This window comes from Streptomyces sp. NPDC100445 (genome assembly GCF_044759735.1).
Classification (GTDB): Bacteria; Actinomycetota; Actinomycetes; order Streptomycetales; family Streptomycetaceae; genus Streptomyces.
This window is the reverse complement of the sequence record NZ_JBIVZV010000019.1, coordinates 130,251-143,740: the sequence shown is the minus strand read 5'-3', so window position 1 is coordinate 143,740 and position 13,490 is coordinate 130,251. Positions and strand designations below refer to the sequence as shown.

Here is a 13,490-nt window from a genome sequence, read left to right as displayed (position 1 = left end):
CACGCGCTCCTGACACGACTCAGCACCGCCGGGCAATCCGCCCGACGGTGCTGCTGGAACGGCCGCCCACGGAACTCCCCCTAGGGGCGCGGGGACCTGCGCGCCCGGCCACGATGCACCCGCACCTGAAACCGGTGGGTGGGCCGCCTGCCGGGGTGCTGGTGAGACGGGCGTCCAGGGGACACCCCAGGGGGGCGGGGAACTGCGCGCCCGGCCACGACGCACCTGCACCCGAAACCGATGCGCAGCCCCCGTCGACGGCGCGCGGCTGGCGCTACGCCGCGTACCCGGCGCCGGCCGCCCCCGCGGGGAGCGAGGGGCCGACCCCGGCGACATCGCGCAACCGGAGCCGGTCCGTGTACGTGGCACTGTCGCGGACGACGGTGAGCTGGGCGTGGGTGACCAGCCCGGTGCACAGGTCGTCCTCGTCGCAGACCGGCAGGTACCCGATGCGGGCGCCGGCCATGACGGACAGGGCCACCTCGACGGTCATGTCACCCCACGCCTTCGGCCCGGGCGAACCCGTGGCGTCGGCCACCCCCGCGTGGAACGGTGTCGTGCTCACCGGGTGGAGCTGCGTCCGGACGGATGCCAACGGCAAGGGTGTCTCCTCGATGGGGTGGTGGGTGTCCTGCCGGCGGGATCGGCTAGGCGGCCGTCTCGGCGGAGGTGCGCCGCCGCGCGGGCCGGCGGACCGACTGCGAGGAGCGGCCGCGCCGGGAGCGGGACGCGGTGCCGCGCTGCGGACGCTCGGCGACCGGCGCGGTGATGACGACTGGCACACCGGAGGGTGCCTGCGCGCCGGTGATGCGGTTCAGCTCGGCCTCGCCGGGCCGCACCTGGGTGATGCGCGGAAGGATCCCGGCGTTCGACATCAGGTGCGTCATGCCGCGGCGCTGGTTGGGGGTGACCAGGGTGACGACGCTGCCGGACTCGCCCGCGCGGGCCGTACGGCCGCCGCGGTGGAGGTAGTCCTTGTGGTCCGTGGGCGGGTCGACGTTGACCACCAGGTCGAGGTTGTCGACGTGGATGCCGCGCGCGGCGACGTTCGTGGCGACCAGGACGGTGACGTGCCCGGTCTTGAACTGCGTCAGCGTCCGGGTGCGCTGCGGCTGCGACTTGCCGCCGTGCAGCGCGGCGGCGCGCACGCCGCTGTTGAGCAGGTCCTGGGTCAGCCGGTCCACCGCGTGCTTGGTGTCCAGGAACATGATCACGCGGCCGTCGCGGGCGGCGATCTGCGTCGTGGTGGCCTGCTTGTCGGCACTGTGGACGTGCAGCACGTGGTGCTCCATCGTCGTCACCGCGCCGGCCGACGGGTCGACCGAGTGCACGACCGGGTCGGTCAGGTAGCGGCGGACCAGCAGGTCGACGTTGCGGTCCAGGGTGGCGGAGAAGAGCATCCGCTGTCCCTCGGGGCGCACCTGGTCGAGCAGGGCGGTGACCTGCGGCATGAAGCCCATGTCGGTCATCTGGTCGGCCTCGTCCAGGACGGTGATGCCGACCTGGTTCAGCCGGCAGTCGCCGCGCTCGATGAGGTCCTTGAGCCGGCCGGGAGTGGCGACGACGACCTCGGCGCCGCCGCGCAGCGCGGCGGCCTGACGGCCGATCGACATGCCGCCGACGACCGTGGCCAGTCGCAGCCTGACCGAGCGGGCGTACGGGGTGAGCGCGTCGGTGACCTGCTGGGCCAGCTCGCGGGTGGGGACGAGGACCAGGGCCAGCGGCTGCCGGGGCTCGGCCCGCTGTCCGGCGGTCCGGGCCAGCAGGGCCAGTCCGAACGCCAGGGTCTTGCCGGACCCGGTGCGTCCACGGCCCAGGACGTCGCGGCCGGCGAGGGTGTTGGGCAGGGTGGCGGCCTGGATCGGGAACGGCACGCTCATCCCCTCGGCGCGCAGCGCGGCCAGCAGCTGCTCGGGCATGTCGAGGTCGGCGAACGCCTCGACGGCCGGCAGCGCCGGGGTCTGGGTGACGGGCAGGGCGAACTCACCCGGCGCGGAGGTGCGGCGGCTCGGGCCACTCGAGCGGCCCGGCTTGCCGGAGCGGCCCGAACCACCCCAGCGGGCGGCGCGGTCGGAGCCGCCGTTCGAACGGCTGCGGGAGCGGTCGGACGTACGTGTGCGGTTCATGCGGAACCTTCCTCGATGCGGCACGTGTCAAGGAATTACCGCGGAAGAGAGCCGCACGGAGAATCGCGAGAACGGGCCGGAATGAAAAACGACAGCGAAAAAGAATGCGGCAGCGAAAAAGGGCCGCGCTCGCTGGAATAAAAGTGACGCAGGGGTGTCGGGCCGGGATCGAAGCTCAGACGGAACACGTGTCCGGAGCGGCATCGGCACACCCACTGCGCGTGGGCCCGCGGTTCAGGGCCTGTCGCGTCGGACGGCCACCGGGAGCGGGGAAGGGCTGTGCCCGGATACTCCATGAGCTGGGGCCCGCACCCCAAGGTGCGGGCCCCAGCTCACGGTGCGCGTGTGTCAGGCGGGAACGATGTTCTCCGCCGTCGGGCCCTTCTGGCCCTGCGCGATGTCGAAGTTCACCTTCTGGCCTTCGAGCAGCTCACGGAAGCCCTGGGCGGCGATGTTCGAGTAGTGGGCGAAGACGTCGGGGCCGCCGCCGTCCTGCTCGATGAAGCCGAAGCCCTTTTCCGCGTTGAACCACTTCACGGTGCCAGATGCCATGTCAAATCTCCTTCGGGGCAGTGCCCGGAGCCCACACTGTGCGGGCTCCGCGTCGCCGCGATGATCGCCCCTCCGGAAAGCTTGGAGTTACTGGGAACCACAACTGCAACTGGAAACGACACTAGCACGGCGATGATGGTGCTGTCGGGTGACTAATCCCTCCCGGCCCGCCTGTTTGAGAAATTCTGATCTCGATTCGCGCCGAATTCTCGCTTCCCGGCTACAGATATTCGCCGACGCCGGACGCACGTCGGACGCACGAAAACGATCGAGGGCTGACCCGGTCTTCCGGATCAGCCCTCGATCTTCAGGGTGAGTGACGGGACTTGAACCCGCGACATCCTGGACCACAACCAGGTGCTCTGCCAGCTGAGCTACACCCACCATGACCGGCGGTGGAACTGTCGTTTCCCCGACCGGCCGAGAAGAAGTCTACAGGGTCCGAAGGGATGCTCGCGCACACGTTTTCGCGCGGACGCCCGCGCGGACCCGGGGCGGGACGCCGGGCGGCCGGCGGGCGGCTACCGGGCGGGCACGACGTGCCGGGCGGCGATCGTCTTCGCGGTGTCGGAGTCCGGGCCGGGCTGCGGGACGAAGACGGCCTCGCGGTAGTAGCGCAGCTCGGCGATCGACTCGCGGATGTCGGCGAGCGCCCGGTGGTTGCCGTTCTTCTCTGGGCTGTTGTAGTACGCCCGCGGGTACCAGCGGCGGGCCAGCTCCTTGATCGAGGAGACGTCGACGATGCGGTAGTGGAGGTAGCCCTCCAGGGCGGGCATGTCCCGCGCCAGGAAGCCGCGGTCGGTGCCGACGGAGTTGCCGCACAGCGGGGCCTTGCCGGGTTCCTTGACGTGTTCCCGGATGTAGGCGAGGACCTGCTCCTCGGCGTCGGCCAGCGTCGTGCCCCGCTCCAGCTCGTCGAGGAGCCCGGACGCGGTGTGCATCCGGCGCACCACCTCCGGCATCGTCTCCAGTGCCCGGGCCGGCGGCCGGACGACGATGTCCACCCCCTCGCCGAGTACGTTCAGCTCGGAGTCGGTGACGAGGGCGGCCACCTCGATGAGCGCGTCGTCGGACAGCGAGAGACCGGTCATCTCGCAGTCGATCCACACCATGCGATCGTTCATGCGACCACCCTAAAGCTGACGTCCGCGTTTGGATGCCCCGCGTCGGTGCGGGCGCCCGGCGAAGGCGCCCCGGAACACCCGGGATCGCCCCGGAACGCACCGGAACGGAAGAAGGGGGGCGGAGTCGCGCTCCGCCCCCCTTCTTCCCGCTTCCTCGCGCCGTCCGCTCAGCTGCCGCTGCGCGGGCCCGGGAGCAGGCCCACCGCGCCGGCCGCCGCCCGGCGGCTCTGCATCGGCACCCCGCCGTCCCGCTCCGAGTGGAGCAGGGCGGCCGCGGCGCCCATCGGTCCGGGACCGGACAGGCCGATCGGCGAACCGTGCTGGCCGGGCGCCGGCATCGCCGGCTCGGCCTCACCCGGCCGGTCGCCCTGCGGGCGGCGAGCCCGGTAGGCGGCACGGTAGGCGGCCGGGGACGAGCCGAGCTGGCGGCGGAAGTGCCCGCGCAGCGCGACCGGCGAGCGGAACCCGCACCGGCCCGCCACCTCGTCCACCGAGTAGTCCGACGTCTCCAGCAGCCGCTGCGCCTGGAGCACCCGCTGGGTGATCAGCCACTGGAGCGGGGCGCTCCCGGTGAGCGAGCGGAACCGGCGGTCGAACGTGCGGCGGCTCATGTAGGCGCGTGCCGCCAGCGTCTCCACGTCGAACTGCTCGTGGAGGTGTTCCAGCGCCCAGGCGACGACCTCGGCGAGCGGGTCGGCGCCGATCTCCTCGGGTAAAGACCTGTCGAGGTAGCGCTCCTGACCGCCGCTGCGGCGCGGCGGGACCACCAGGCGCCGGGCGAGCGCGCCGGCCGCCTCGTTGCCGTGGTCCGACCGCACGATGTGCAGGCACAGGTCGATGCCCGCCGCCGTGCCGGCCGACGTCAGGACGTCGCCGTCGTCGACGAACAGCTCCCGTGGGTCGACGTGCACGGACGGATAGCGTTTGGCCAGCGTCGGCGCGTACATCCAGTGGGTGGTCGCCGGGCGGCCGTCCAGCAGGCCGGCCGCCGCGAGCACGAACGCGCCCGTGCACAGGCCGACGATGCGGGCCCCCTCCTCGTGCGCCCGGCGCAACGCGTCGAGCGCGTCCTCCGGTGGCGGCGAGGTGATCGAGCGCCAGGCCGGTACGACGACCGTCCCGGCGCGTGAGATGGCCTCCAGCCCGTGTGGCGCGGTGAGTTCCAGGCCCCCTGTGGTCCGCAGCGGGCCTTCCTCACCGGCACACACCAGCAGGCGGTAGCGCGGTACTCCGGCGTCCTGGCGGTCGATCCCGAACACCGAAAGCGGTATGGAACTCTCGAAGATGGGACCGCCGCTGAACAGCAGCACCGCGACGATCTCCTTGCGTCGTCGCCCGGACAGTTTCCGGGCCGCGGCGTCCGGCGCGGCAGTGGAGTCGTGGCTCATCCTGCTAAGCCCCCCTCGGTGGTCGCGGCTCCTCGGTCGTGTCGCTCCTGCACGTTTCCCCTCGGTCCTGCACGAGTCCCCCGCCGTAAGACAGTCAAGATCGAATTTACTGGCTCCCGCGTGGACACGGTGACCAGTTACACACACGGCACATTGTCGACATGACAACTTGGCGTGAAGCATTCGATCACGAAGCGTTGCACTCGCGAGACGCACAGGGAAGTGCGCCTTGTCGCGGTGGCCAAACCGCGTAGGGTGCGCAGCGGCCCGTGGACCCTTTCCGTGCAGGTGGAACGGGGGTTGGGGGCGGCCGGGGACCCCCCTGGGTCGGTATCCAGAAGTTGGCTGAAAAGCAGCGCTCGAAGGTACGGAAACAGGTCAGTCGACCGGTGTCCGCTCCCGCGTGTGCCGTCCGCTCCTTTGCGCGCCGCAACGCCCGGCGCACCGCTCGGAGCGGCGCAGCAGCCACCGGCAGACGGACGTGACGGCCGCGAGGCCGAGCGCGGTGCCCGTGGCGCCGGCCGGCGAGGTGCCGTACCAGAGGAGCACCACGGGTACGAGCACGCAGCTGAAGGCTGCCCAGCGGATCACATCACTCACGGTGTCCGGCGTGGGTCCCGGGTCGCGAGGGGACCGGGGTGCGGGCATCTCGTACTCCCTGTGGCGGCGGTTCACCCCGGTTCAACGTCCGCGCGGCCGGACGGTCACCGGCCGTGCGGACGCGAACCCCGCGCAAACCGCCTGTACGGGGCAGCAACCATTGCGTTACGGGCGCGGCTCGTGCATGCTCCGGTGAACCCCCGCGGACGTCGGGGGCCGCTCACGGAGCGTGCGCGGGATCTGGGCTCAGCAGGCTTGCCGCCGTACCCTTGTGGGTAAGGGCTTGGGAAGATGTTTCCCGGACACAGCTCCGCCGCACCTCCGCCGCACACTGTCCCCCCATAAAGGATCACGACGCCGAGACAGTCATGGCCGGTCACGAATTCTTCGAACCCGCGGACCGCAAGCGGCCGGTCGCCGATCCCACGGCGGCCGATCCCCTGGCGGCGGCGGACTCACGCCCGTCCTGCGATCCCGCCTTCCGGCACGGAGTGGTCGTCGGCTTCGACGGCTCCGACTCCAGCGAGCGCGCTCTCGCCTACGCGATCGGCATGGCCCACCGCTCCCGTTCCGGTCTGATCATCGTGCATGTCGCCAACCGGCTGCCGACCACCGTGTGGGCCGGCTGCGAGCCGCCCGTCTTCGTCGACGTCCCGGACCACCGCACCGAGGTCCTCGGGCTGGAGCTGGCGTGCGCGGACTACCTGTCCGAGGTGCCCTGGATCCTGGTCGAGCGTGGCGGCGACATCTGCCACGAACTCGAGGAGGTGGGCCGGGAGTACGAGGCGGACGCGATCGTGGTCGGTTCCACCCACGGCATTGTCGGCCGGATCTTCGGCTCCGTCGCGGGGCGGCTCGCCAAGCGGGCCCGGCGGCCCGTGATCGTCATCCCCTGACCCCTCGTCCTCCCGGCGGCCTCACGCCCCGTCAACTCCCTTGCCGCGCCGGGAAACTACCGGTGGGTAGAGGTGGTTCGCGTCCCCGCGCAGGGCATATAGCGGTCACCGCACCACCACAACACGCGGGAGAGGCGCCGGTCACCGGCCCCTCCGTGGCGTGCCGCCGGCCGGGGGGTGACGGCCACCGGCCGATGGACCGCGGCACGGGAAGGACCCCCACGTGCCGGGTGGCACACGTGGGGGTCCGTTCCGCCGCCTACTCGACCGTGACCGACTTGGCGAGGTTCCGCGGCTTGTCGATGTCCCGGCCCAGGGCCTTGGCCGTGTGGTAGGCGAGGAGCTGGAGCGGGATGCCCATCAGGATCGGGTCCAGCTCGTCCTCGTTCTTCGGGACGATCACCGTCTGGTCGGCCTTCTCCTGGTGCCGGTGGGCCACCGCCAGGATGCGGCCCTCGCGGGCCTTGATCTCCTCCAGCGCCGCGCGGTTCTTCTCCAGCAGGTCGTCGTCGGGGACGATGGCGACCGTGGGCAGGGCCGGCTCGATCAGGGCCAGCGGGCCGTGCTTCAGCTCGGAGGCGGGGTAGGCCTCGGCGTGGATGTAGGAGACCTCCTTGAGCTTCAGGGAGGCCTCGCGGGCCACCGGGTAGCCCCGGACCCGGCCGATGAAGAGCATCGAGCGGGCGTCGGCGTACTCCTCCGCCAGCTTCTGGATCTCCTCCTCCCGCTCCAGCATCTCGGAGATCTGCGCCGGCAGCCTGCGCAGGCCCTCGATGATCCGCTTGCCGTCGCGGACGGACAGGTCGCGGGTGCGGCCGAGGTGCAGGGCGAGCAGCGCGAAGGCGACCGTGGTGTTGGTGAAGCACTTGGTGGAGACGACGCAGACCTCGGGGCCCGCGTGCACGTAGATGCCGCCGTCGGCCTCGCGGGCGATCGCCGAGCCGACCACGTTGACCACGCCGAGGACGCGCGCGCCCTTGCGCTTCAGCTCCTGCACGGCGGCGAGGACGTCGTACGTCTCACCGGACTGCGACACCGCCACGTACAGGGTGTCGGGGTCGACGACCGCGTTGCGGTAGCGGAACTCGGACGCCGGCTCGGCGTCGGCGGGGATGCGGGCCAGCTCCTCGATCATCTGGGCGCCGATCATGCCCGCGTGGTAGGAGGTGCCGCAGCCGAGGATCTTCACACGGCGGATCCGCCGGGCCTCGCGGGCGTCCAGGTTGAGGCCGCCGAGGTGCACGGTGGAGAACCGGTCGTCGATGCGGCCGCGCAGCACGCGGTCCACGGCGTCGGCCTGCTCGTGGATCTCCTTGTGCATGTACGTGTCGTGGCCGCCCATGTCGTACGACTCGGCCTCCCACTCCACGGTGGTGGGCTCGGCCGTGGTGCGGGTGCCCTCGGTGGTGTACGTGCGGAAGTCGTCGGCCTTGAGGGTGGCCATCTCGCCGTCGTCGAGGGTCACTATCTGCCGGGTGTGGGTGACCAGCGCGGCGATGTCCGAGGCGACGAACATCTCCTTCTCGCCGATGCCGAGGACGACGGGGGAGCCGTTGCGGGCCACCACGATGCGGTCCGGGAAGTCGGCGTGCAGCACGGCGATGCCGTACGTGCCCTCGATCAGGCGGACCGCCTGGCGGACCTTGTCCTCCAGCTTCTCGGCCGGGGAGCGGGCGATCAGGTGGGTGAGGACCTCGGTGTCGGTCTCGGAGAGGAACTCGACGCCGTCCGCCTCCAGCTTGCGGCGCAGGTCGGAGGCGTTGTCGATGATGCCGTTGTGGACGACGGCGACCTTCTGGTCGGCCGACATGTGCGGGTGGGCGTTCACGTCGGAGGGGGCGCCGTGGGTGGCCCAGCGGGTGTGGGCGATACCGGTGGTGCCCTTGAACCGCGCCGGGACCTTGACCTCCAGGTCGCGCACCCGGCCCTTGGCCTTGACCATCTTCAGGCCGGGCGTCTTCGGGGAGGTGACGACGATGCCCGCGGAGTCGTAGCCGCGGTACTCCAGGCGCTGCAAGCCCTCCAGGAGGAGGGGCGCCACGTCACGCTTCCCGATGTATCCGACAATTCCGCACATGTAAGAGGTATCCCTTGGATGTCGCTGGTCCGGTACGGCTGATTCTCAGCCGTAGACCATGCGGCGCAACTGCCTGAGCGTCAGCTCGGGCGGCGCGACCGCGCGGTATTTCAGGTCCGCCTCGATCCGGCCGAAGATCTCCGTGTTCACCAGGCCCTGGGCCTGGAGTTCACGGTGGCGGCGGCGGACGTACTCGGGGGTCGTCTCGTCGAAGAAGGCGAGGACGTCCTGGACCACGCGCAGCGCCTCGCCCCGGCTCAGGGGTGTGGACCGCGTCAGATGATCAACGAGTTCGTCGTGCACCCGGTAGATCCTGGAGTACCGGCGTCTCTTTCGCAAGAATCGTGCCCGATTCCGGGCAAGCGCCTGTTGGATCTCTTATGGTGCTCTGTTCGCGAGCTGTCCATCCTGCGTCTTGCGCATCGTTGCTCGGACAGACGAGTTTCAGACGCCATGGACATTCCTCGCATGGGCGTACCCGAGCAGCTGGCCGAGCGCATGAGCATGGCCGAGCAGCACGAGTACCTGCGTTCGCGCTTCTCGCGGCGTTCGATGATCAGAGGCGGCGCCGTCACGCTGGGCGCCGTCGCGGGCGGCGCCTTCGTGCCCGGCGCCACCGCACGGGCGGCCACGCCGACGGGGCACACCGCCCCGGCCACCCCCCGGGTCGACGGCGCGCTCGTCGCCCCCTTCGGCCGCCACCTCGCCTTCGGCAACGACCCGCGCACCCAGGTCACCGTCTCCTGGCAGGTCCCGGTCGCCGTCAAGAAGCCCTTCATCCGCATCGGCGCCCACCCCTGGGACCTCTCCCGCAGGATCGACGCCGAGGTCCGCACCCTGTACACCCCGGCCGGCGTCGGCGCGAGCGGCGACCACACGCAGTACTACCTGCACGCCGAGCTGTCCCACCTGCGCCCAGGCCGCACGTACTACTACGGCGTCGGCCACCAGGGCTTCGACCCGGCCCAGCCGCACCTGGCGGGCACCCTCGGCACCTTCACCACCGCCCCCGCGCACAAGGCGCCGTTCACCTTCACCGCCTTCGGCGACGAGGGCGTCGGCTACCACGGGCTCGCCAACAACGCCCTCCTCCTCGGCCAGAACCCGGCCTTCCACCTGCACGCCGGCGACATCGCCTACGCCGACCCGTCCGGCGGCGGCAAGACCACCGACACCGGGTTCGACGCGCGCACCTGGGACCAGTTCCTCGCCCAGACCGAGTCGGTCGCCAAGCAGGTCCCCTGGATGCCCGCCTTCGGCAACCACGACATGGAGGCCTGGTACTCGCCCAACGGCTACGGCGGCGAGGAGGCCCGCTGGAACCTCCCCGACAACGGCCCCGACAAGAAGAACCTGCCGGGCGTCTACTCCTTCGTCTACGGCAACACCGCCGTCATCTCCCTCGACGCCAACGACATCTCCTTCGAGATCCCGGCGAACTTGGGCATATCCGGCGGAACTCAGACCAAGTGGCTCGAAGGGCAGCTGAAGAAGTTCCGCGCCGCCCAGGACATCGACTTCGTCGTGGTCTTCTTCCACCACTGCGCCTACTGCACCTCCACCGCGCACGCCTCGGAGGGCGGGGTGCGCCAGGAGTGGGTACCGCTGTTCGAGAAGTACACCGTGGACCTCGTCATCAACGGCCACAACCACCAGTACGAGCGCACCGACGTCATCAAGGGCGGCAAGGTCACCAAGAAGCTCCCCATCGGCGGCACCGCCCACCCCGAGACCGAGGGCGTGGTCTACGTCACCGCCGGCGCGGCGGGCCGCAGCCTGTACGCCTTCACCGCCCCCGACTCCTACGAGGGCCACGAGCACGACACCGAGTCCGTCGCCTCGTTCGTCAACACCAAGGACGGCAAGGTCGACGAGACCGTCACCTGGTCCCGGGTGCGCTACCTCGACTACTCCTTCCTGCGCGTCGACGTCCAGCCCGCCCCGAAGGGCCGGCAGACCACCCTGAAGGTCTCCGGCATCGCGGAGACCGGAAACCGCATCGACCACTTCACGGTCTCCCGCAAGGCGAAGTAACCCGCCCGCGCCCTGCCCCGGACGGGCGTCCCGAGGGCGCTCGTCACCGGGCGGGTGCGCGCCGGGGCCGCCTGCCGCCGGGGGCCCTCCCGTCAGGGGGGTGCCTGTCCGCCGGGGCTGGTGGCCGCCCCGGCGGAAGTGCCTGTGGCGCCGAGGCGGGTGGCTGCCGCCCCGGGTGGGGGCGGGGTCGCCAGACCATACGGGGGGTCCGGCGTCGCCGGACCGGGAACCGCGTCGCCCACTTCACGGTCTCCCGCAAGGCGAAGTAGCACCACACGCCCGGCAGGCAGGCGCACCCCGACCTCTGGCCCCCGTTCCCGAGCCCGGCTGCCTGCCGGGACCGGTGGCCTCCCAGGGGCTTGTCCACCGGGGCTGCTGCCTCCCGGGTGGGTGGTTGCCGGGGCCGCCTGCCGCCGGGGAGCCTTCTCCGTCGGGGGTGACTGCCCGCCGGGACCGGTGGTTGTCGGGGCGGTCTTTCGGTTGGGGCCGCTTGCCCGTCCCGGGATGCCTGTGGCTGCCGCCCCGGGTTCGGCGGGGTCGGCAGACCATACGGGGGGTCCGGCGTCGCCGGGATCGGGGACCGCGTCGCCCACTTCACGGTCTCCCGCAGGGCCAAGTAGCACCACACGCCCGGCAGGCAGGCGAACCCCGACCTCTGGCCCCCGTTCCCGGGTCGCCTGCCCGCCGGGGCCGCCTGCCGCCGGGGGGCCTTGTCCGTCAGGGGGTGCTTGCCCGCCGGGATCGGCGACCGTCGGGGCCGCTTGCCCGTAGGGGGGTCAGCAAGTGCCCGCCGGGTCGGTGGGTGTCGGGGGCGGCCGCCGGCCAAGGACCCCTGTCCGTCAAGGGCCCTGGGCCCCTGCGGCGTCGAGGCCGGTGGTTGCCGCCCCGGGGGTGGGGCGGCAGGTCACGTCGACCGGGACCGGTGATCGCGTCGACCACTTCACGGTTCCCCGCGCGGCAACGCAGCGGCCCGTCCCGATGAGCCGCGAAGCCGCGCGGGCCGCCTCACTCCGTCCCGGACCTGGGGCCGCTCCTCCGCTCGGGAGCCCGCGGAGCCGCTCGGCGCCGGGGTCGTTCGCCCGGCCCGAGTCGGTGGCCGACCGGGTTGAGGCAACCCCGGCACGGACCCCGACCGACCGGCCGCGTCCGGTGCCGGTTCCCGTGACGGCCGACCACCGGGGCCGGGCCCGGTACGGCCCTGCCACCGCCGCCGTACCGACCACGCCCCCGGCGGACGGACCCCGGTGACCACCGGGTGCAACCCTTCGTCGGGTGGTGGTGTTTCCATGAGTGATGGATGAGAAGGCCGAGCGGCAGCTGACCGAGCTCCTGGCGGCGGACCTCGACGACGGCTTCACCGAGCTGGTCAGGGTCCACGGCAGGGCGGTGTACACGTTCCTGCTCCGGGTCTGCGGCTCGGCCACCGAGGCCGACGACCTGGGGCAGGACGCCTTCCTGCGCGCGTACACGGCCTTACAGGACTACGGCCCCGAGCGCCGGCGGGACCTCAGACCGCGTGCCTGGCTGCTCACCATCGCCGCCAACGTGTGGCGCAACCACCTGCGCACCTGTTCCCGCCGGCCCGCCCTGGCGGGGCTCCCCGTCGAGGACACCGCCGACACCTGGACCGACCGCAGTCCGGGTCCGGAGGAGCGGGCCGCGCTCGCCGAGGACCGGCGTCGGCTGGTCACGGCGCTGCTGGAACTGCCGGAGCACCACCGCACGCCCGTGGTGCTGCGTCATGTGGTGGGGCTGAGCTACACGGAGGTGGCCGAGGTGCAGCAGTGCGCGGTCGGGACGGCCAAGGCACAGGTGTCCCGGGGTCTGAGGAGTCTGCGCCGGCTGCTTGAGCCGGAGACAGCCGTGCTGGAGGAGGTGACGACTTGAGGAGTGACCGCGAGGTACCGCGCCCGGACGCGGACCGGTCCGGCCTGGCCGGGCTCGCCACGGAACCACCGGCGGACTTCGCCGTGCGCGTGCTGCGGCGCACCGGCGTCCCGCGCGACGTCTACGACACCTACGTCCGCCTCGACACCGCCGTCGGCGGGCTCTTCGTGGCGGCGAGCCCGGAGGCGGTGACCGGGGCCGCGCTGGACACGGGCGGACTGACCGCCACGGTCTTCGAGGAACTGCACCGCGCCCGGACCCGCCGTTCGGCGGTCCGGTCGGCCAGGCCGTTCCCGGGGGTGACCACCGCGCTGCGGACCGGCCGCGCCCGGCGGCTGCCCATCGACCTGTCGCCGCTCGACCCGGTGGACCGCGCCGTGCTGGAGGCGGTCCGCGCCGTTCCCGCCGGGCAGCTGCGCCCGGTCGGCTGGCTCGCCAGGGATGCCGCGGTGGCACGTGAACTCGTTCTCGGCGCGCTGGCCCGCAACCCGGCCGCGGTGCTGATCCCCTGCCACCGCGTGACGTACGACAACGGCACGCCCTGCGACGCCGGCCACCTCCCCGAGGTGGGGGACGCGCTGCGCGCCGCGGAGGGCATCGACCTGCTGCGGGTGGCGGAACTGCGCCGGCGCGGTGTGGTGTTCCTCGGCAGTGACACCACCCGTATCTACTGCCATCCCACCTGCGCCCACGCCCGCCGCATCACCCCGCCGCACCAGGTCCCGTTCCGTACCGCCCGGGAAGCGGGCCGGGCCGGGTACCGCGCGTGCAGGAGCTGCCGGCCGGTCGCGGTATGACGGCCACCC

General features: G+C 71.9%; 12 protein-coding genes and 1 tRNA gene. 4 read left to right on the top strand and 9 right to left on the bottom strand.

Annotation, left to right across the window (positions count from 1 at the left end):
• Positions 1-274: 274 nt before the first annotated feature.
• From ACIQVT_RS34265 to ACIQVT_RS34235, 7 genes are all read right to left on the bottom strand, one after another.
• Positions 275-565, bottom strand: coding sequence for a CBS domain-containing protein (locus tag ACIQVT_RS34265; RefSeq protein ID WP_403763521.1), 291 nt, complete (start codon positions 563-565; stop codon positions 275-277).
• Between the two features lie 82 nt (positions 566-647).
• The gene (locus ACIQVT_RS34260) at positions 648-2,126 is read right to left on the bottom strand and encodes a DEAD/DEAH box helicase (RefSeq protein ID WP_403763500.1); all 1,479 of its coding nucleotides are present in this window, start codon (positions 2,124-2,126) and stop codon (positions 648-650) included.
• Between the two features lie 348 nt (positions 2,127-2,474).
• Positions 2,475-2,678 (bottom strand): cold-shock protein, encoded by a 204-nt coding sequence (locus ACIQVT_RS34255; protein WP_077060004.1) that lies wholly within the window; start codon positions 2,676-2,678, stop codon positions 2,475-2,477.
• Positions 2,679-2,989: 311 nt separating this feature from the next.
• Positions 2,990-3,062 (bottom strand) — tRNA-His (locus ACIQVT_RS34250).
• 137 nt (positions 3,063-3,199) lie between these two features.
• Entirely contained in the window at positions 3,200-3,802 is a 603-nt protein-coding gene (gene orn / locus ACIQVT_RS34245) for an oligoribonuclease (protein ID WP_403763496.1), read from the bottom strand.
• Positions 3,803-3,969: 167 nt separating this feature from the next.
• On the bottom strand, positions 3,970-5,190 hold the full coding sequence (locus ACIQVT_RS34240; RefSeq protein WP_403763491.1) for a helix-turn-helix domain-containing protein: 1,221 nt from the start codon (positions 5,188-5,190) through the stop codon (positions 3,970-3,972).
• Positions 5,191-5,568: 378 nt separating this feature from the next.
• Positions 5,569-5,838, bottom strand: a complete 270-nt coding sequence (locus tag ACIQVT_RS34235; protein ID WP_403763488.1) for a hypothetical protein — start codon at positions 5,836-5,838, stop codon at positions 5,569-5,571.
• A 320-nt stretch (positions 5,839-6,158) separates the two neighbouring features.
• Between ACIQVT_RS34235 and ACIQVT_RS34230 the strand changes: the two genes are divergently transcribed.
• A complete protein-coding gene (locus ACIQVT_RS34230) occupies positions 6,159-6,686 on the top strand; it encodes a universal stress protein (RefSeq protein ID WP_392199700.1) in 528 nt (175 codons plus the stop codon).
• A 259-nt stretch (positions 6,687-6,945) separates the two neighbouring features.
• Here the strand turns inward: ACIQVT_RS34230 and glmS are convergent, their stop codons facing one another.
• On the bottom strand, positions 6,946-8,763 hold the full coding sequence (glmS, locus tag ACIQVT_RS34225) for a glutamine--fructose-6-phosphate transaminase (isomerizing) (protein ID WP_403763485.1): 1,818 nt from the start codon (positions 8,761-8,763) through the stop codon (positions 6,946-6,948).
• A gap of 45 nt (positions 8,764-8,808) precedes the next feature.
• Positions 8,809-9,066 carry a hypothetical protein gene (locus ACIQVT_RS34220; RefSeq protein ID WP_403763483.1) on the bottom strand — a complete coding sequence of 86 codons (258 nt, stop codon included), beginning with the start codon at positions 9,064-9,066 and terminating at the stop codon, positions 8,809-8,811.
• Positions 9,067-9,231: 165 nt separating this feature from the next.
• On the opposite strand from ACIQVT_RS34220, the gene ACIQVT_RS34215 reads away from it, so the two are divergent.
• The 3 genes from ACIQVT_RS34215 (at position 9,232) to ACIQVT_RS34205 (ending at position 13,481) form a co-directional block, all read left to right on the top strand.
• On the top strand, positions 9,232-10,797 hold the full coding sequence (locus ACIQVT_RS34215; protein ID WP_403763479.1) for a fibronectin type III domain-containing protein: 1,566 nt from the start codon (positions 9,232-9,234) through the stop codon (positions 10,795-10,797).
• A 1,293-nt stretch (positions 10,798-12,090) separates the two neighbouring features.
• Entirely contained in the window at positions 12,091-12,684 is a 594-nt protein-coding gene (locus tag ACIQVT_RS34210; RefSeq protein WP_403763476.1) for an RNA polymerase sigma factor, read from the top strand.
• Positions 12,681-13,481, top strand: a complete 801-nt coding sequence (locus ACIQVT_RS34205; protein WP_403763473.1) for an MGMT family protein — start codon at positions 12,681-12,683, stop codon at positions 13,479-13,481. The genes ACIQVT_RS34210 and ACIQVT_RS34205 overlap by 4 nt, the downstream gene beginning before the upstream one ends.
• Positions 13,482-13,490 lie beyond the last annotated feature (9 nt).